The 17,458-nt window shown below is 46.2% G+C and carries 16 protein-coding genes; 11 read left to right on the forward strand and 5 right to left on the reverse strand.

The window, feature by feature from the left end:
* Positions 1-74: chemotaxis protein CheB (locus QUA20_RS09015; RefSeq protein ID WP_333188064.1), on the reverse strand; the 74-nt coding region annotated here is incomplete at its 3' end.
* A gap of 285 nt (positions 75-359) precedes the next feature.
* On the opposite strand from QUA20_RS09015, the gene QUA20_RS09020 reads away from it, so the two are divergent.
* Both QUA20_RS09020 and QUA20_RS09025 read left to right on the forward strand, forming a co-directional pair.
* Complete coding sequence (locus tag QUA20_RS09020) at positions 360-722, forward strand: hypothetical protein (RefSeq protein WP_172184986.1); 363 nt, start codon at positions 360-362, stop codon at positions 720-722.
* 346 nt (positions 723-1,068) lie between these two features.
* The gene (locus QUA20_RS09025; RefSeq protein ID WP_333187857.1) at positions 1,069-2,091 is read left to right on the forward strand and encodes a tetratricopeptide repeat protein; all 1,023 of its coding nucleotides are present in this window, start codon (positions 1,069-1,071) and stop codon (positions 2,089-2,091) included.
* 91 nt (positions 2,092-2,182) lie between these two features.
* Here the strand turns inward: QUA20_RS09025 and QUA20_RS09030 are convergent, their stop codons facing one another.
* The 3 genes from QUA20_RS09030 to QUA20_RS09040 all read right to left on the reverse strand — a co-directional run bounded on the left by QUA20_RS09030 (position 2,183) and on the right by QUA20_RS09040 (position 5,072).
* Positions 2,183-2,929, reverse strand: a complete 747-nt coding sequence (locus QUA20_RS09030; protein WP_333187860.1) for a hypothetical protein — start codon at positions 2,927-2,929, stop codon at positions 2,183-2,185.
* 572 nt (positions 2,930-3,501) lie between these two features.
* Positions 3,502-4,224 (reverse strand): pyridoxine 5'-phosphate synthase, encoded by a 723-nt coding sequence (locus QUA20_RS09035; protein WP_333187862.1) that lies wholly within the window; start codon positions 4,222-4,224, stop codon positions 3,502-3,504.
* 62 nt (positions 4,225-4,286) lie between these two features.
* Positions 4,287-5,072 (reverse strand): nucleotidyltransferase domain-containing protein, encoded by a 786-nt coding sequence (locus QUA20_RS09040; protein ID WP_333187865.1) that lies wholly within the window; start codon positions 5,070-5,072, stop codon positions 4,287-4,289.
* A gap of 108 nt (positions 5,073-5,180) precedes the next feature.
* Between QUA20_RS09040 and QUA20_RS09045 the strand changes: the two genes are divergently transcribed.
* The 7 genes from QUA20_RS09045 to QUA20_RS09075 all read left to right on the forward strand — a co-directional run bounded on the left by QUA20_RS09045 (position 5,181) and on the right by QUA20_RS09075 (position 13,796).
* Positions 5,181-5,306, forward strand: coding sequence for a hypothetical protein (locus tag QUA20_RS09045; protein WP_333187868.1), 126 nt, complete (start codon positions 5,181-5,183; stop codon positions 5,304-5,306).
* Between the two features lie 81 nt (positions 5,307-5,387).
* Complete coding sequence (locus tag QUA20_RS09050; RefSeq protein ID WP_333187869.1) at positions 5,388-6,248, forward strand: Tab2/Atab2 family RNA-binding protein; 861 nt, start codon at positions 5,388-5,390, stop codon at positions 6,246-6,248.
* 442 nt (positions 6,249-6,690) lie between these two features.
* A complete protein-coding gene (locus QUA20_RS09055) occupies positions 6,691-7,986 on the forward strand; it encodes a TldD/PmbA family protein (RefSeq protein ID WP_333187872.1) in 1,296 nt (431 codons plus the stop codon).
* Positions 7,987-8,114: 128 nt separating this feature from the next.
* Positions 8,115-9,071: a GDSL-type esterase/lipase family protein gene (locus QUA20_RS09060; RefSeq protein WP_333187875.1), complete on the forward strand. Its 957-nt coding sequence runs from the start codon at positions 8,115-8,117 to the stop codon at positions 9,069-9,071.
* A gap of 369 nt (positions 9,072-9,440) precedes the next feature.
* A complete protein-coding gene (locus QUA20_RS09065) occupies positions 9,441-12,254 on the forward strand; it encodes a chloride channel protein (protein ID WP_333187877.1) in 2,814 nt (937 codons plus the stop codon).
* Between the two features lie 175 nt (positions 12,255-12,429).
* Positions 12,430-13,551 carry a glycosyltransferase family 4 protein gene (locus tag QUA20_RS09070; protein WP_333187880.1) on the forward strand — a complete coding sequence of 374 codons (1,122 nt, stop codon included), beginning with the start codon at positions 12,430-12,432 and terminating at the stop codon, positions 13,549-13,551.
* A gap of 11 nt (positions 13,552-13,562) precedes the next feature.
* Entirely contained in the window at positions 13,563-13,796 is a 234-nt protein-coding gene (locus QUA20_RS09075; RefSeq protein ID WP_333187882.1) for a hypothetical protein, read from the forward strand.
* Positions 13,797-13,949: 153 nt separating this feature from the next.
* Here the strand turns inward: QUA20_RS09075 and QUA20_RS09080 are convergent, their stop codons facing one another.
* On the reverse strand, positions 13,950-14,885 hold the full coding sequence (locus QUA20_RS09080) for an exopolyphosphatase (RefSeq protein WP_333187885.1): 936 nt from the start codon (positions 14,883-14,885) through the stop codon (positions 13,950-13,952).
* A 66-nt stretch (positions 14,886-14,951) separates the two neighbouring features.
* Between QUA20_RS09080 and bioF the strand changes: the two genes are divergently transcribed.
* Both bioF and pirA read left to right on the forward strand, forming a co-directional pair.
* Positions 14,952-16,124 carry an 8-amino-7-oxononanoate synthase gene (gene bioF / locus QUA20_RS09085; RefSeq protein WP_333187887.1) on the forward strand — a complete coding sequence of 391 codons (1,173 nt, stop codon included), beginning with the start codon at positions 14,952-14,954 and terminating at the stop codon, positions 16,122-16,124.
* A gap of 281 nt (positions 16,125-16,405) precedes the next feature.
* Positions 16,406-16,555: an arginine synthesis PII-interacting regulator PirA gene (gene pirA / locus QUA20_RS09090; RefSeq protein WP_006635290.1), complete on the forward strand. Its 150-nt coding sequence runs from the start codon at positions 16,406-16,408 to the stop codon at positions 16,553-16,555.
* Positions 16,556-17,458: the final 903 nt, after the last annotated feature.

The following is a 17,458-nucleotide window of genomic DNA, read 5'->3' on the forward strand; positions in this document are numbered from 1 at the left end:
CCGAAGTTTGCTGGTAGGCGGGAGAGAATGGCGGCTAGAGCTTTGGGACCACCTGTTGAGGAGCCGATCGCCACTAGGGGAGGAAGTAGGGCTGACAGGTGTAGACCCCTAGGCCTCGGCGGGCCAAAATGCGCTCCTTCGCTGCTGCCAGTAACTCTTCTAGGGCTTGGTATCTCGAATTATTTTAAAAAAATATATTTTGGTATCTGCCTTTAGATACATTTTGGATCTTTCTTTAGGTATACTTTGTTAAAAGAGTTGCGGTAGAGCCTGCGTCAGCTACGCTAGGGCAGAGCCTGGTAGCGGCTACTGTTTTTACTCTGAGTAGCGCTTTAAAAACATAAAAGCCAGTGCCAAGCATGAATCATTTAGAACTCGAACAAGAAATTGGGAAGATGGCTAGAGCGATGATGACTCGCAATAGCTTAATTGGTAAAGATTTGATTGCGGATCTCAGAGGGCGGCTGTCTGTTGACAGTGTAGCTGCTTTGATGATTGTCAGTATTGAGCGTTTGATTTGGTATGACTGCGAGTCCGTGATCTGGAGTTTGAGTTATTTGATTCCTGCTGACGTGATGGAAGAAATTCGCCGCATTACTGCGCTGGTTGTTTGCCAGCGGTTGATGGGCAAGGGTTTTGTGCTGGGGAAAGATTTTAGTATTGATGCAACAGGCCAGTTGCTGTTGAATGAGAATGCTAAAACAGCGGTTGTGGTTGCTTGAATTGGGCAAGCAGAAGTTCGATCGCACTATGAGATTTGCAGTTAGACTTTGGGCTGCCTTGGACTCTTTGTGTAACTGCAAACATAATTCGGGATGCGGTAAATAGTTCCGCGATTCACGCTGATTTGAGATGCGCAGCACCTCCAACAAGCGATGAGTGGGTTAGCAAAAAAACCATCTTACGAGAGGAAAATATTTAGTTTCTACCGCCAATTGTTGAGTTTGTTACTGGTAATTTGTACGGGCGATCGCCCTGTATCAAATATTTCAGATTTTTAGTGGAATTACCGTTTTATTCCAGCTATGGTTTCAGGTAAAATCATCCCTAAGATAGATACAAAATATTATGAACTTAATTCAAAACTTGGAAGCGGCTTGGTATTACCATCTGGGTTCGCGTCACCTCGAAGCTAACGACGATCGTGCTGCTCTGGCGAACTTTAACAGAGCTGTGAAGTTGCAATCCGATCATTATAAGGCTTGGTTTGGGCGAGGCATGGCTTTGGGGAACCTAGAACGGCACTTAGAGGCGTTACATAGTTTTGATGAGGCCTTGGCGGTGCAGCCGAATGCGAGCTTTGGCTGGCACAACCGGGCTATTGCTTTAGGAAAGTTGGGTCAGCACTTAGAGGCTCTCAACAGTTTTGACAGGGCTCTGGAGTTTAGTCCGTGGGCGGCGAGTATTTGGCACAACCGGGGACTGACGCTGATCGATATGGGGCTTTACAATAAGGCGGTTCTGAGTTTCGATCGCTCTTTAGATTTGCACCCGGAGGCTGCTTGGGCGTGGTACAACCGAGGTAATGCTCTGTTGGAACTCAAGCTTTACTATCTGGCGCTCAACAGTTTTGACAGGGCGATCGAGTTTAACCCTGACGACGCGAAGGCTTGGTACAATCGCGGTATAGCTGCCAACTCAATGGGACTTTACAAACAAGCAGTGGCTAGTTTTAGTCGATCGCTGGATCTGAAACCGGGCCGAGCCGAAGCTGTGGGCGAACGGAGAGTGGCTTTGGGGAAATTAGTAGGTTTAAATCAAACAAATGCCAAGTTCACTCCCACATCTGAGTCTCCCTTTGAAGATTATTTAATTTGGTATAACCGGGGTGTAGAATTGGCGCGAAAAGGCGACTACTCGGAGGCGATTGCTTGCTACGAAATTGCTTTAGAAATAAATCCTGATTTTGCTAATGCTTTTTACAATAAAGCTTGCTGTTATGCGCTACTGGGATTTGCTGATTTGGCTCTTGACAATTTGCAGCGGGCTGTGGAGTTTATCCCTAATTTATACCGAGAACTAGCTTTAGCTGACTCGGATTTAAGCTGCATTTGGAAACAAGAACGTTTTGAAGCGCTGATCCAAGGTTGATTTTGCGCAAAAAACAGCTCGCCGATCGGGCGAGCTGTGGTAATTGGGCGGCGCAAGTTCGATCGCGCGACAGTATTTTTGCCATCTTTAGCTATCGCACATAAACTTTGATGGAGGGCTTGACCGGCCTTTTGGCAACTACCATCACCCGGTAAATGCCGGATTCGGGGAGTTGAGCAAAAGTTTGACCTTCGCCTTGATCTAGGAGTTGTCCCGACGGAGATTCGATCGCCAGATCTAGATTTTTGTTGCTAGCAGTTACCCTGATTGTTTGTCCCTGCTTGCCTTGAACCGTGATGGGCTGGATCTGGTAGCCGGACATTTTGAGTTTAATTGTGGCTTCTTTTTCCCTGAATGCTATGGGCATTGCGCGATCGGGCCTATAAGTCCACTTGGCGTTAAAGTCGCGTCCGAGTACGAAGCTGCTGGTCTGACCTTTCGGGGTAACTCGCACGCGGTAGATGCCGGACTCTGGTAACTGACCCACCCACTGATTGTCGCTTTTTTCAATAACCCCCATATTTTCACCATTGGGACTGTAAAGTTCGGCTTTCAGTTGTCCCGCCCACAGCGAGAGAGTGAGTTCTCGCCCTTTGACGCCTTCAAAAATATAGGTGGTGGGTTGGTTGATGGTTTCTCGAATTTCCGAGGTTGACATTCGCTCGATCGGTTCGATGTTGGGAACTGCGGCAGATGTAGCGGTTTTGTTAACGGTTTCTGTAATTTCCGAGGCAGCCATCAGCTCGCTCGGTGCAATTTTTGGGGCTACTGGGCTGGCAAATACAGATTTGGCCGCCATCACGAGTAGCATTCCAGTCAGTAAAATTAGTTTTTTCATGTCGCACTTCCGATTGGTAATGAGTTGTATATGGTTACTTGTGTTTGCCTGTTTTCACCGGATTAAATCTGGCGATCGCACAGAGGCTACAGCAGTATGGAGGATACACATAAATATCCCGTACTTGCACAAAACCTGCTGGTAGCAGATTGGCAGTGCGGGAGCTAAGTAGTAGCCTCAGTTTTTCGAGACATTTCAATGATACTCCCTACACATAATATCATTAGAGAATATTAGTAATTTGGTCGAGGAAAATTCAAGCTGTTTCGGAGGATCTTGCTTCAAAAATGCCCCCACCCAGAAAACGCGGTGTTTTGGCTGTGGGAGGAGCGCTGCTACTAGAAAAAGCTAGCACCCGCACGGGGTGACGGCCCCTACTGTTACCTATTTTTGGACGATCGACTAATTCTGTATGGCGATAGACAGCGCACCTTACCATATTCGTAGCGTGTTAAACCACTTTTTGCGTAAGTTTTGATCCTGTATGCTTGTCGGGCGGATTTAGTTAGTATCTCTGATACAAATGAGTTTACCACTGTAAAATCCGCCCTTCCCCACGAGGTTAATTTGTACTACGTACCTGCCAGGATTTTCAGGTAAGCTTGTACTGTGTTGGACAAGCCCATTTCTAGCGCTTCCGCAATTAAAGCATGACCGATCGATACTTCTAGTATATCAGAAATAGAGCAAAATTTAGCTAAGTTTTGCAAATTTAGATCGTGTCCGGCATTCACTCCCAAACCTGCTGATTGAGCGGCTTGAGCTGCTAAGGCATATTGTTGAAAAACAGATTCTACTCTACCTTCGCGAAAAGCAGTTGCATAGGGTTCCGTGTACAGTTCTACTCTGTCTGCTCCAACTTCTTTTGCTAGCGGCATGAGATCAGCCTCTGCGTCCATAAACAAGCTGACTCTGATGCCGTTGTCTTTTAATTTTTGAATGATTGGTAAGAGCCGATCGCGATTTTCGGGAATATTCCAACCGCTATCCGATGTTAGCACGTCGGGAGCGTCCGGCACCAAGGTACACTGAGCCGGTTTTACGTCGCAAACTATATCCATAAATGGCGGCTGAAACGGATTTCCTTCAATGTTGAACTCGACAGTTAGCATTTTGGCTAATTCGTAAACATCGGCAGCTTTGATGTGCCTTTCGTCGGGGCGGGGATGAACTGTAACGCCGTGAGCTCCGGCAGCAATTACTGTTTTTGCGGCTTCCGTAACGCTGGGGATACCGATGTTTCGAGAGTTTCTGAGAAGGGCGATTCTGTTGATGTTAACGCTGAGTTTTGTCACGGGATGTTAATCTTTAAGGTTGATGCTACTATATTAATCGTTTTTGGTACGAAACCTTGATCCTATTGCGGTAGTGTTAGGGTGTTATCAAAGTAAAAATTAGCTTCTGCAAGCGGTAAAGTTTCTGCAAAAAAAGCCTCAGCTATTTGCTGTTTGGCTGCCAAATCTTCAAGGTTGGCAATGCAGAAAAGCGGTGCGGTGCGATCGACTATTTCTGGCGGAAAGTCTCGGCTAAAATATTTGAGTTCAAAGTCGTATCTCTGAGGACGGTAAATCATGCCCAGCAGTTCGACTAATGGTAGAAGCGTCCAGTTGTGATAGTTGCCGATCGCATCTACTAAATGTTCGCGATAAATCTCTTTTTTTACCAGAGGTTGCAGCAAATCGAAACGAATTTTAATTTCGTTGAATCTCGACTGCATTGTAGATAAATGTTTCCTTCGATCCAAAAGAGGCGGTACAATTAGATTAGCTTTGTCAAAGGCGATCGGCACTTTCCCGTGTCTTTCTATTTCCAGAAAATCGTTGCGGCTGCTGCGCCGGAAAACAGCAAAATCAATTAGCAAAAAGGGTGGAGTTTCTTTGAGCCGCCAGAAACACTGCGACTGACCGTGCCAAGCGGGTTCGGGAACTCGATATTTGAGTTCGATTTCGCCAATTTCTGCGAGGGCTTTTTCAACAATCTCAAATGTTTCTTCCACGCAGTTATCTTCAACCACAACCGCAATATCGAGGTCAGACCACTCGTCGGTGTATCCGTGGGCTGCTGAACCTCCTTGCCATAAAGCGAGAACAAAATCTGAAGGTTGTAAGGTTGAAACAATCTTTTCGAGAATGATTTGTCTCATGGAATCAAGCTATACAGTTGGTTTTCCCTGGCTTGCACAAGTTTAACAAACGATCGCAGGTTGAGATTGCTCCGCGACAGTTCTCCGAAGAGTTGCTAATGCGTCCGGTTGTGCGCTGCTGCCAAAAATTACACGGGAAGCTGCAAGGGAAAGCGGCAATCTTTGGGAAAGTGCGATCGCCCCAGAGTTGACAGAGGCATAATTAGTTGGGTTAATGCGATCGCCCGCGATTGAAAATCAGCCTTAAATTGTCAGAATCAGAAACTTGTCCCCTGTCCGGTAACATGAGAAAGGATTAATTTTTAACAGCGCGGCATGGCTACTATTTGGGAACTCGACTTTTACAGCCGTCCAATCATAGACGAGCGAGAGAAAAAAAAATGGGAAGTGTTGATCTGCGAAAGCCCGCTGAATGTAGGCGACAAGGCCGAATCTCTGTTTCGCTACTCGCAATTCTGCTCCAGTTCAACCGTGAATTCCCTGTGGCTGGCGGGTGCAATTAAAGATGCGATCGCCGCAGCACCGAAAAGACCCGAAAAAATCCGCTTTTTCCGCCGCCAAATGGCGAACATGATTACTAAAGCCTGCGAGGAGTTGGACATTCCCGCCGCCTGCAGCCGCCGCACCCTCGCCCTCAGCCTGTGGCTGGAAGAACGGATGCAAGACGTTTATCCAGCCGAACCGGGCTATCAACCGGTTGTGAACCCGAGCGTTCAATTTGTACCCGAAACGCCAGTTGCGCTGCCGGATGCTTTAATCGGCGAAAAATGGACGTTTGTGAGTTTGCCGCTCGCAGCTTTTGACGAAATGTCCGAGTGGGATATCGGATTTGGCGAAGCTTTCGGACTGCCGATGACACGCCTGGGCCCGGAAACGCAAATTCCGGGACTTATTATCTACTCGTCGAGAGCAGCAGCCCTGGCAGGTTGGATGTCGGGTTTGGAGTTGGCTTTTCTCAAATTTGACAGCGGCCCCCCCGCTAGGCTGGTATTAGATACGGGAGCTAACGATCGCTGGATTTTAGCTAATCTCAGAGACGCAGCAACTGAGAGAGAAGCGAAAGGATTTGAAGCCGCTAAAAAGCAAGCAAAAAAAGTACATTTTTTAGCAATTCAGTCGAAGCCGGAATCGGAATCTTTTGCAGGGTTTTGGCTGCTGCACGAACTAACTATTTAGTCGCTCGCTTGGCAATAACTGATATCTGGCAGCATTCTCAATCTGATTTAAGCAACCAGGTTTTTTGATAAAAACTCTCGGCTTTGAGATTTGACTTGCAGCAAGAAAGCTGGTTTCTGACACCGCTCAAAAACGGTTCCAAGCCCCCGACTCCTGTCGTGGAGAGATCGAAATTTTAGATTGATAGTTCAAGTTCCCAGATTCATCTGTGGAGTAAATCTAAAATCTAAAATCTAAAATCTAAAATCGACGCTAAGGGCTTGGACAAGATGCAAATAATAACAAATACGTAGCATCTTGTTATCCCCAATTATACCAGTTTCCCAAAAGAATCTAAATGTAGGCTCGTGCTCCCAACCCATATCCAGTAAGTCATTGCCAATTCTTTAATCGAAAATCGAAAATCGAAAATCGAATCGCCCATTACCAACCACAGACAACAATGACCAATGACCAATCAGCAGAACAACTGCTAGAACTAGCTACCAAAGCAGGTGCAGAAGCTGCTGAGGTTTTGGAATCGCAATCGCTCTCGCGGCCGGTCTTTTTTGAAGCAAACCGCCTCAAACAGCTAGAAACCGCCCAAGCAGAAGGCATTGCCCTGCGACTGTGGCGGGACGGGCGGCCGGGTTTGGCGGTGGCCTACGGGCCCGTGGAACCGCAAATTTTGGTGGACAGGGCGATCGCGCTTTCGCAACTCAACGAACCGGAAACCATCGAACTCGGCACCGGTGAGAAAGTTGTTTATCCCGATCGCGGAGTGTCGGTGCCGGCCGAACAGCTAGTAAACTGGGGAAAAGAGGCGATCGCGATCGTCCGCGAAGCCTATCCCGAAAGCCTCTGCACCGCCGAACTCGACTGCGAAATCGAAAGCACCCGCTTGCTGAACACCAGAGGCTTGGATTCCAGTCACACCGACACCACCCTCAGCGGTTACTTGTCAGCAGAATTAGTGCGGGGAGAAGATTTCCTCAACATTTGGGAAGGCGAAACCGAACGCGGTACCCTCGACTTAAACACGAGTGCCAAGCGGGTTTTGCAGCGTTTAGAATGGGCCAAAGATAATGTTGCTCCCGCCACGGGCCGCGTGCCGGTGCTGTTTACAGCCAAAGCAGCCGATTTACTGTGGGGGACTGTCTGTGCGGCGTTGAACGGCAAACAGGTACTCGAGGGCGCTTCGCCTTGGAACGATCGATTAGGCCAACAAGTGACATCGCCGCTTGTCACCCTCTCGCAGCAGCCGGATACCGGGCCCTATAGCTGTCCTTTTGATGACGAAGGTACTCCCACCCGGGCGATCGTCTTTATCAACAGCGGAGTGTTGCAGCTATTTTATACCGATCGCACCACCGGTCGAGCCTTGGGTAGCGGCACCACCGGCAACGGATTTCGCCCGGGTTTGGGCAGCTATCCCACGCCGAGTTTGTTCAATGTTTTGATTAAACCAGGTTCGCTTTCGCTAATCGATTTAATCGCTCAATTAGACGACGGAATTGTAGTCGATCAAATGCTCGGCGGCAGTGCTGGAATTTCCGGCGATTTTTCGATTAACGTCGATCTCGGCTACCGAGTTAAAAAAGGTCAAATAGTCGGCAGAATCAAAGACACAATGGTAGCCGGCAACGTCTACAGCGTTCTCAAACAATTGGTAGAATTGGGAGGAGACTCCGAGTGGAACGGTTCTTGCCACACACCGTCTCTAATTGTAGAGGGATTGTCCGTTATCGGCAAGAATTAAAGTCAGTTGGCAGTTGGCAGTTGGCAGTTGTTAGTTGTTAGTTGTCATCAATCATCAGTTAACAGTCAACAGTCACCAATTCCCAATTCCCAATTTCCAATTTCCAATTCCTAATCCCCACACATACTATGCGTATTTGTTTTATCGGCGATTCTTTTGTAAACGGTACTTGCGATCCCAAATGTCTCGGTTGGACAGGACGGATTTGCGCGGCTGCTTGCGGACAAGGACACGATATTACCTATTACAATTTAGGAATCAGGGGAGAAACCAGTGCCGATATAGAAACTCGCTGGTTCAGCGAAGTTTCTTGCCGCTTACCTCACTACGGCGACGGCAGAATAGTATTTTCCTTTGGCGTCAACGACACTTACCTAGAAAACGAAAAAATTCGCATTGAAATTGAGAAATCAATTGAAAATGCGCGATATATTCTCAAGTCTGCCCAAGAAAGAGTCCCTGTTTTAATGGTAGGGCCACCGCCAGTTATCGATGCCGATCGCACAAGCCGCATTGCCAGCTTATCCGAACAATTTGCTCAAGTTTGCAGTGAGTTAAACGTGCCTTATCTAGATGTTTGCACCCCCCTGAAACAATCGGAAATTTGGCAAAAAGAACTTACCGAAAACGATGGGGTCCATCCCCGCGCGGCTGGTTACGCGGAATTGGCTAAAATAGTTCACAATTGGGACGGTTGGAAAGCTTGGTTTAAAAATATCAATATATCAGATCGAGAGACAGTAATGCTGTTCCGAGCCGTCGGCAAAAAAGAAATGGAACTGATTAAAGAAAGCGATTTTCTGGCATTCCCGCCTCGCTTATCCTTTCAGCCTACTTTTTATCCTGTACTTCACAAAGCCTATGCCATACAAATCGCGCGAGATTGGAATACAAGAGATGCAGCATCGGGATATTTCGGCTATGTCACCCGCTTTCGGGTTGCCGCAGAATTCTTAAAAAAATATCCTGTTCAAAATGTGGGCAGTTCGATTCAGGAAGAATATTGGATTCCGGCAGAAGAATTGGTCGAATTTAATCGCAATATTGTCGGAAAAATTGAAATTTTTGCTGAATATCAACCGTAGAATAGAAGCAATGACAGAGGTTAAATTTTAATCAATTTGAATTTGTAAGTTTTGACTGCTACGGCCATCTCATAGATTGGGAAAGCAGAATACAGCCAGCCTTGAGACAATTGCTGTCAAGTCGCGAGATAGATTTGGCTAAATCGCAGACACGAGAAAACAGGATTTGGGGCGACACTGCCGGCCTGCGGCTAGCGTGATTTAGAAGTGCCGGATTTGAAAACACTGGTGGAGGCTATAGGGTAAAAAAATCGCAGATTGATATCAAATCCGGTAGCATCGGAATTACAGCAGATTTCAGGTAAGTATCGAAGGATTTTTTGCTAAAGTTTAATCGAGCAGACAATTCTCAGGTAATCAACGCTATTTATGCCGTATATTACTATCCCTAAACAATTTAGGGAACCTTCCAGGGTCATCGCATCTCAACTGTTTTTACGACCGAAACGCCTCGCTATTTTTGAAGCTTGTCTGATCGGTTTAATTTCTGGACTGGCTGGCGTTTTGCTCAAATCAGGAGTTGGATGGCTCGGTAGTTGGCGAGTTGCTACCTCGACAGTAATTCCAGCTTGGATATTACTGCCGGGCGTCGGTTTATGCGGCGGGTTGCTAACAGGTTTCTTGGTTGAGCGTTTTGCTCCCGAAACTGCCGGCAGCGGCATTCCTCACGTCAAAGCTGCTCTCGGCGGAGTCAATCTTTCCTTAGATTTGCGAGTAGCTGTCGCCAAACTTCTGACCACTATTTTAGCAGTTGGTTCCGGTTTAACTTTAGGCAGGCAAGGCCCAACTGTGCAAATAGGAGCATCTTTGGCCGGCTGGATAGGTCACTTGATGCCTACTTCCCCAGACTACCGCCGACAATTGATTGCTTGCGGTGCTGCTGCGGGATTGGCTGCTGGTTTCAATACTCCGATTGCAGGAGTTTTGTTTGTAGTTGAAGAGCTGCTGCACGACGTTTCGGGATTGACTTTAGGGACTGCAATTATCGCTTCATTTATCGGTGCAGTTGTCTCTCAGCTTTTGGGCGGCGATAGTTTAAGTTTGAACCTTCGCGAGTACCAAAGCAGTTTTGAGGCTCAGGAAATTCCGTTTTACATACTGTTAGGAGTTTTAGCGGGATTGCTGGGAGCTTTGTTCACGAAAGGGATTGTTGCTAGCTTGCAATTTAACAGGCGATCGCTCAAATTAGCTTTGCCCGCGCGAGTGGCTCTAGCTGGCATAATCTGCGGTTCAGTAATAGCTTTTCTCCCAGAAGGTTTCCGCAACAATACGGGTTTGCGGGAGTTTCTGCTGACAGGTGAAGCAAGCGGCATAACGAGTTTAATTGCTTTTGTAGCTCACTTTTTTCTAACAATTATTTCCGCTGCTTCTGGAGCTCCGGGAGGATTGTTCTCCCCTTCCCTAGTTATGGGTTCTGCACTCGGTCACATGGTGGGCATTGTGCAGGCAGATGTCTTGGGTATCGGTTCACCGGTAACTTACGCTTTGGCGGGAATGGGAGCGTTTTTTTGCGCGGTTACTAGAGCGCCGATTACTGCGGTAGTAATTGTGTTTGAAATTACGGCGGATTTCAAATTAGTGCTGCCTTTGATGATCTGTTCTGTAGTTGCTTATTTAATGGCAGAAAAGGTAGAGAGCGGCTCGCTGTACAATCACCTTTTGGAGTTTAACGGCATTGAACTGACAAAGGCACAAGCTGCCAGCAATACTTTAAGCGACTTGTACGCAGAGGACGTGATGCAGCGCCGAGTTGAAACTCTATCGAGTCTGCTGACTTTCGATGAAGTGATGCAGGCATTTTCGCGATCGCACCACCGAGGATTTCCAGTAGTTGAAGATGGCAAATTAGTCGGAATTGTCAGTCAAACCGATTTGGCAAATGCCAGCGAGCGCAATTTTTCCGGAGACTCGCTGCTCAAAGAATTCATGACTCTACACCCGATCGCAGTCAAAGCAAAGGATACTTTAAGCGAGGTATTGTACAGGCTCAACAACTACAATATCAGCCGTTTGCCTGTCATAGAAGGCCGCCGTTTGGTGGGAATTATTACGCGCAGCGACATTATCCGAGTAGAATCCGATCGCCTCAGCGGAGAAACAACTCAAGGCCCGCATCCAGAACCTTCCTATGTTGTCTATCAAACCAGGGCTCCGCAAGTCGGAAACGGCCGCTTATTAGTGCCGCTTTCCAACCCCCAAACAGCACCCGCTTTGCTGCGGCTGGCCGCGGCGATCGCGCGCGATCGCAATTACGAATTAGAATGCCTGCAAATCATCTTAGTACCGCGCAACAGTTCCCCTTCAGAAAGCGCCGTGCGGACAACCAAAAGCCGCCGCCTGCTGCAACAAGCCGAGCGAATTGTTCGCAATTGGAACTTGCCAGTTCACACCCAAATACGGGTAGCTCACGACGTGCCTAACGCGATTTTGGAGACAATTAGGGAGCGGCACATCGATTTAATTTTGATGGGCTGGCAAGGCGAATTTTCCACAAAAGGACGCATTTTTGGTGATGTTGTGGATACCGTAATTCGGCAAGCCGGCTGCGAGGTTATTTTGGTTAAATGGAGCGAAAAAATATTAGCAACCCGCAAGAAAAATGAGTTTTCCCCCTCTTTTAACGGGCGGAAATATGCGTCTATAGAATGGGAGTTAAAGCCCGAAGGAGTTGACGGCGCAGATAATCCCGCATTGGCGATCGGCTCAGATTCATCAGCAACTCCAGAGAGTGAACTTTCCCCGCCGAATTCAGACATTCCAGCGCCAGAATTGGGACTGCACACGCTGATGGGTTTGCAGCGCTGGTTGGTGCCTATTCGCGGCGGTTACAAGCAAGCTGCGGCTTTGCGGCTGCTACCTGCTTTGGTGGCTGCGAGTGCTGTACCGGAGATTAAATTGTGTCAGGTTCACCAGCCTTCTGTTGCACAACCCGATCGCCGCGAATTAAAGCAAGCGGCGGAGTTTATCCAGCGCAGGGTTAGCTGTTCGATAATAGCGACTTCGGTTTGCGCTACATCGGTTTCTGATGCTTTAATTGATTTGGCTCAGAACGATCAGTGCGATGCGATCGTCCTGGGAGCGAGCCGCGAAGGGCTGCTGAAGCAGGTGATTCAGGGGAACATCCCGGAAGCTGTGGCGCGCGGGTGCGACTGTACAGTCATTTTAGTGCGATCGGCCAATTAGCCCTTAGTTAGTTGTTATTTGTTATTTATTAGTTGTTATTTGTTGGTATTTTAGCCTTTCAGTCTTGTTCCCAGGCAGAGCCTGGAAATACATACCCGGAGGCTCTGCCTCCAATAATCAATAACCAATAACTAATAACTAATAACTAATAATTAATAATTAATAACTAATAAATATGGTTCACTTTAACGTCGGCTTTCAACACTTTAACTCCTTTGCCGACATTACACTATCCCTGGCGAAAACTTTAGACAAAATGGGAATTCCTATTTCTGTCGAACCCTCGACAATCGCCTCTCACCTCACCCGTACTTCCACAACAGAAGAAAACCACCTGTTAGAGAAGTGGATGAACGCCGCACCATCAGATTTATTTCAGATAAAATGGTCTCATTACTGGAAACCTTATTTTTTAAAAGAACTCAAGGGACATCTCAACTTAGAACTTTTTGCTATCAATTACGAATTCGCCAAAAACACTGATGATTATGATTACTGGATTTACGATGCTGTCAATAACTTATCCCACAAACTAGCCGTCAGCCAATATTCTAAAAACGTCTTAATAAAAGCTGGATGTCCGGCGACCAACGTATCAGTCCTGCCTCTAGGTTTCAATCCTTTAATCTCGCAACTCTATTTTCCCAAACCGCAAAAAACCCAAAAAGATGTAAAATATATTCTGCACATGACCAATTCTTTTGATTTGTATAGATTTGGCACGGATGTCGCCATTCAAGCTTTTTATGAAGAGTTTCAAGACAATTCCAACGTAGAGTTAATTATCAAAGATGGCGGCAAAAATCCAGAGGTTATAGTGGAACATCTCGTCAATATCCAAAAGCGCCTCGGCAAGTTAAAGCCAAAAATTGTGATAATGCCTAAATTTTATAATAAAGCAGAACTAGCTGATTTATACTTGTCAGCCGATGCTTTTTTAGCTCCGTTTCGCGGCGAGGGTTTTGCGATTAAAATTTTGGATGCCTTTGCAGCAGGTTTGCCCGTCGCTATGACTATGTACGGCGGCCCGACTGAGTACGCCAATGCTGATAACTGCTATCCCATTGCTTACGATCTAATTCCCGTCGGAAAGTGTTACGATACTGAGTATCTAAAAATTAGAAATGCTCCTCATTGGGCAGAACCAAATGTTCAGTCTGTTCGCGAACAATTGCGAAAACTTGTTGAAGACCCAATGCGTTTTCAGGTAGCTCAAAAAGCTAGAGAGACGGCGGATTTATTTAATTGGGAAGCTGCGGCTCAAAAATTGCTAAGATTAATGCGAGAATTGTTTTAGGAGCCGAAATTATGGGACTCGAACGCAAAATGTTTAGGGGAATGTTTTCACCGGGGGAAGTGGTACGATTGAAACAGCCTTGTTTTACTCCCGGGCGATTGTTTGAGGCAGGAAAATATAACGCTGATGAGTTGCCGGATATCGCTTTTGATATGGGTTTGGTAGACCATTTGCCGCCAGTCAAAGGCAAGAGTTCAGAAAATCTCAATGCCCCGAACCCGCCATCTCAAAACCTTGAGGACTAAACTCCCGTTTGCAGTAAGGACTTTAGTCCTGGAAATCCCCGTTTGTAGTAAGGAATTCAGTTCTGAAAATCCCTGTTTGTAGTAAGGACTTTAGCCCTGAAGAATAAAATAATCAAAGACTCAAGTCCTGACTGCAAAAAAGATAAAGCCAATTTAACCATTTTGCTCTATCTGGGCAATTAACTCTTTCAAAACTTTACTAGCTTTATCATTCTCAATCTGACAAGTTCCGGCATTGTGGTGCCCGCCGCCCCCATATCTTAACATTAACTCCCCAATATTTGTTTTAGAAGTTTTGTTAAAGATTGACTTGCCAACTGCGAAAACAGTATTTTGTTGTTTCAGTCCCCACAGTGCGTGAATCGATATATTGCACTCGGGGAACAAAGCGTAAATGACAAAACGATTTCCCGCATAAATCACATCTTCGTTGCGCAAATCCAAAACAACTAAATTATTATAAACTTTGGCACAGCGCTGTATTTGCTCTTTAAATTTTTCTTCTTGATCGAAGTAGAGGTCTACTCTTTCTTTCACATCAGGAAGCTGCAAGATTTGATCGATGGTATGATTTTTGCAGTAATCGATTAACTGCATCATTAACTGATAATTGGAAACCGTAAATTCTTTAAACCTTCCCAACCCGGTTCGGGCGTCCATTATGAAGTTTAACAGCACCCATTCTTGTGGATGCAGAACCTCTTCTTTGGCAAATTGAGCGGAATCTGATTTGTCAACTGCCTGCATCATCGCGTCGGAAATATCAGGAAACTTTGCTTTGCCTCCATAATATTTGTACAGAACCCTAGCTGCGGAAGCTGCATAGGGGTCGATGATGTGGTTGATTTTGATTTTATCGTGTCTGAGAGTTTCGCTGAAATGGTGATCGAATGCTAAATGAATTCCCTCAACATAGGGTAAATTGGTGCTAATATCGTTATTTGTTATTTCGATTTTTCCATCCTGCATATCTTTAGGATGCACGAATTTAATCTCGTCGATCATATCGAGTTCTTTGAGCAAAACGGCACAGACAAGACCGTCAAAATCGCTGCGGGTGACTAATCTGTATTTTTTAGTGAGTGGCATATGCTTGTGTGATAGGCAGGGATTGACTATAAGACAATATAACTTATTACCCGATCGCTTTCCAAAATGAACGCTGACCCTTACGCTTGGATAGAGAAGTCTCTCGACACTATTCGCCGCGCCCATTGGTATCGATCGCCACAATCGATCGAGAGTTCCCCCGGGCCCGTGGTAGAATTAGCAGGCCGTCGGCTGATTAACTTTGCCAGCAACGATTATCTGGGACTTGCCGGCGATGACAGGTTAATTCAAGCGGCTATAGCTGCAACTAAGGAATTTGGTACGGGCGCGACGGGTTCGAGGTTGCTAAGCGGACACCGCGATTTGCACCGAGAGTTAGAACTGGCTATTGCTAATTTAAAACAAACTGAAGATGCTTTAGTCTTCAGTTCGGGATATTTGGCGAATTTAGGGGCGATCGTATCCGTTGTCGGCAAGCGCGATTTAATATTATCTGACAAGTACAACCATTCGAGCCTGAAAAACGGAGCCGCACTCAGCGGTGCAACTGCCCTAGAGTACAGTCACTGCAATCTTGAGGATTTAACGGCCAAGTTAGAGCAAAATCGGGCGAGATACCGCAAGTGTTTAATTATTACCGATAGCGTCTTTAGCATGGATGGGGACTTGTGTCCGCTGCCGCAGTTGTTAGCTTTGGCCGGAAAATTTAACTGCATGGTATTAGTAGATGAAGCTCACGCTACAGGAGTTTTCGGTGCTAGCGGTGCCGGTTGTGCAGAACATTTCGGGTGTACGGGAACACCGCTGATGCAAGTGGGGACACTCAGCAAAGCTTTGGGAAGTCTGGGCGGCTACGTTGCGGGCTCTGCTGCTTTAATTGATTTTCTCCGCAATCGAGCTGCGAGTTGGATTTATACTACCGCATTGACGCCTGCTGACGCGGCGGCTGCTTTAGAAGCTGTGAGAATTGTACAGCAAGAACCAGAACGCCGAGTTCGGTTGCGACAAAATATCGAAACTTTCAAATATTGCGCGATTACCAATCACCAATTACCAATTACCAATTCCCTCTCCCCAATTTTCAGTCTTCCGTTAAAAGATGCAGCCGCAGCTTTAATAGCGGGCAGCAAGCTCAAGGAAATGGGTATTTTTGCTGCGGCGATTCGACCTCCGACTGTCAGCGTCAGTCGAATTCGGATTTCGCTGATGGCAAATCACGAGCTCGCACACCTTCAGCAGTTGGTAGAGGCGCTGGAGCAAGTTTTGAGTTTTGAGTAAATGTTGGGTGCGCAGTGCGTCGCTTACCCTTTGAGTAAATGTTGGGTGATGGGGAGGATTTCTACTTCTGCCTTCTGCTGCTCTAGCCTTCTGCAGCTCTAGGCTTTTGCCTTCTTTGGGATTGTCAAGATATCGCTATTGACTTCTGGTCAATACTGTACAGTAGTTTGGTCGATCGGTCAACAACTGTAAATTTTTTGTAAATTTAGATACTTTTTGAAATTTAGCGCTATATTAGAGAAGTAGCAGGTACACCAAATTTAACATAAGGAACGTCCACCATGAACACAAATCGTCAAAACGTAAAAAAAGTCGCAGAAACCCACCGCGCTAACATTCACAAGCAACTGATTCACCGCATAGAAGTAGCAAGATCCAGTGGGAACCAAGATTTGGTTCGGGTGCTTGAAGAGGAAATGAGACAGCTTTAAAGAAGCTGCAACTAGAATTTGCCCGTAGTTTGGTTTAGAGGGTTGTGCGAGAAATGCAGAATTCCGGCAACCGCTACCTGTGAACTTTTGACTCCTCTGTTAGTTGGTAGAAAAAACCCCGGTTTCTTCAAGAAACCGGGGTTTTTTATTGAGAAGGAAGAATAAACAAAAGAGGGAACTGTCCTGGACGCCTAAACTTTATCTGTAGGGTGCGCTTCTGTCCACAGAGACTCTACAAATAGCGCAGTGAACCATTTTTTGCGTAAGTTATGAAGTCAAAAGGAAGAGGGAAGAAGCAAGAACAGGACTTACACTGCATTCCTTGTATTTTTACACTATCTGTAGTAGTAAAGTGCGCCAAAGCGCACCCTACTAATAACTACAGGACTTACGCAACTGGTTAAGGTGAGGGCGCGAGCACGCCCTCACCTTAACCAGTCCGGGGCACTGACAAGTTGACAGTCGCGACTAACGACCAAACTCAAGCCAGCACGAAGAACCTACAAAAACTGTGTGCTATTCGTTGGAAAATTGAGCAATTTCCTAGGATAATTAAGCAACTAATCGGCAGAGAATATTGCCAGTGCCGTCAAGCTAGAATTCCAATAAATCATATTGCTTACCATGAACTTGTGTGGGTTTGGCGCTCAAAAGTTTAGCCTATAAAACTCGTCAAACAATATATCAAATTAAATACGGGCTGCTATCAAATTATTTAATTAATCAACTCAAAATTTCCGAGGTTCAGATGTTTATTGTCTAATTTTAGGGTGCTGGTACACGGAGCTGTGGCAGTTGCGTAAGTCCTGGTAATATTAAAGATGGATTGAGATAGATTTTCATGGGGTTGACTGGGAAAGGCCGCTTTGCCAAAATTTAAGAGTAGCAAAAATACTTAATACA

It is taken from the genome of Microcoleus sp. Pol7_A1, from assembly GCF_036701085.1.
In the GTDB taxonomy this organism is placed as follows: Bacteria; Cyanobacteriota; Cyanobacteriia; order Cyanobacteriales; family Microcoleaceae; genus Microcoleus; species Microcoleus asticus.

Coding starts and splice junctions, on each gene's coding strand:
- QUA20_RS09020 (WP_172184986.1), top strand. CDS start 360: ATGAATCATTTAGAACTCGAACAAGAAATTGGGAAGATGGCTAGAGCG.
- QUA20_RS09025 (WP_333187857.1), top strand. CDS start 1,069: ATGAACTTAATTCAAAACTTGGAAGCGGCTTGGTATTACCATCTGGGT.
- QUA20_RS09030 (WP_333187860.1), bottom strand. CDS start 2,929: ATGAAAAAACTAATTTTACTGACTGGAATGCTACTCGTGATGGCGGCC.
- QUA20_RS09040 (WP_333187865.1), bottom strand. CDS start 5,072: ATGAGACAAATCATTCTCGAAAAGATTGTTTCAACCTTACAACCTTCA.
- QUA20_RS09050 (WP_333187869.1), top strand. CDS start 5,388: ATGGCTACTATTTGGGAACTCGACTTTTACAGCCGTCCAATCATAGAC.
- QUA20_RS09055 (WP_333187872.1), top strand. CDS start 6,691: ATGACCAATGACCAATCAGCAGAACAACTGCTAGAACTAGCTACCAAA.
- QUA20_RS09060 (WP_333187875.1), top strand. CDS start 8,115: ATGCGTATTTGTTTTATCGGCGATTCTTTTGTAAACGGTACTTGCGAT.
- QUA20_RS09065 (WP_333187877.1), top strand. CDS start 9,441: ATGCCGTATATTACTATCCCTAAACAATTTAGGGAACCTTCCAGGGTC.
- QUA20_RS09070 (WP_333187880.1), top strand. CDS start 12,430: ATGGTTCACTTTAACGTCGGCTTTCAACACTTTAACTCCTTTGCCGAC.
- QUA20_RS09075 (WP_333187882.1), top strand. CDS start 13,563: ATGGGACTCGAACGCAAAATGTTTAGGGGAATGTTTTCACCGGGGGAA.
- QUA20_RS09080 (WP_333187885.1), bottom strand. CDS start 14,885: ATGCCACTCACTAAAAAATACAGATTAGTCACCCGCAGCGATTTTGAC.
- bioF (WP_333187887.1), top strand. CDS start 14,952: ATGAACGCTGACCCTTACGCTTGGATAGAGAAGTCTCTCGACACTATT.
- pirA (WP_006635290.1), top strand. CDS start 16,406: ATGAACACAAATCGTCAAAACGTAAAAAAAGTCGCAGAAACCCACCGC.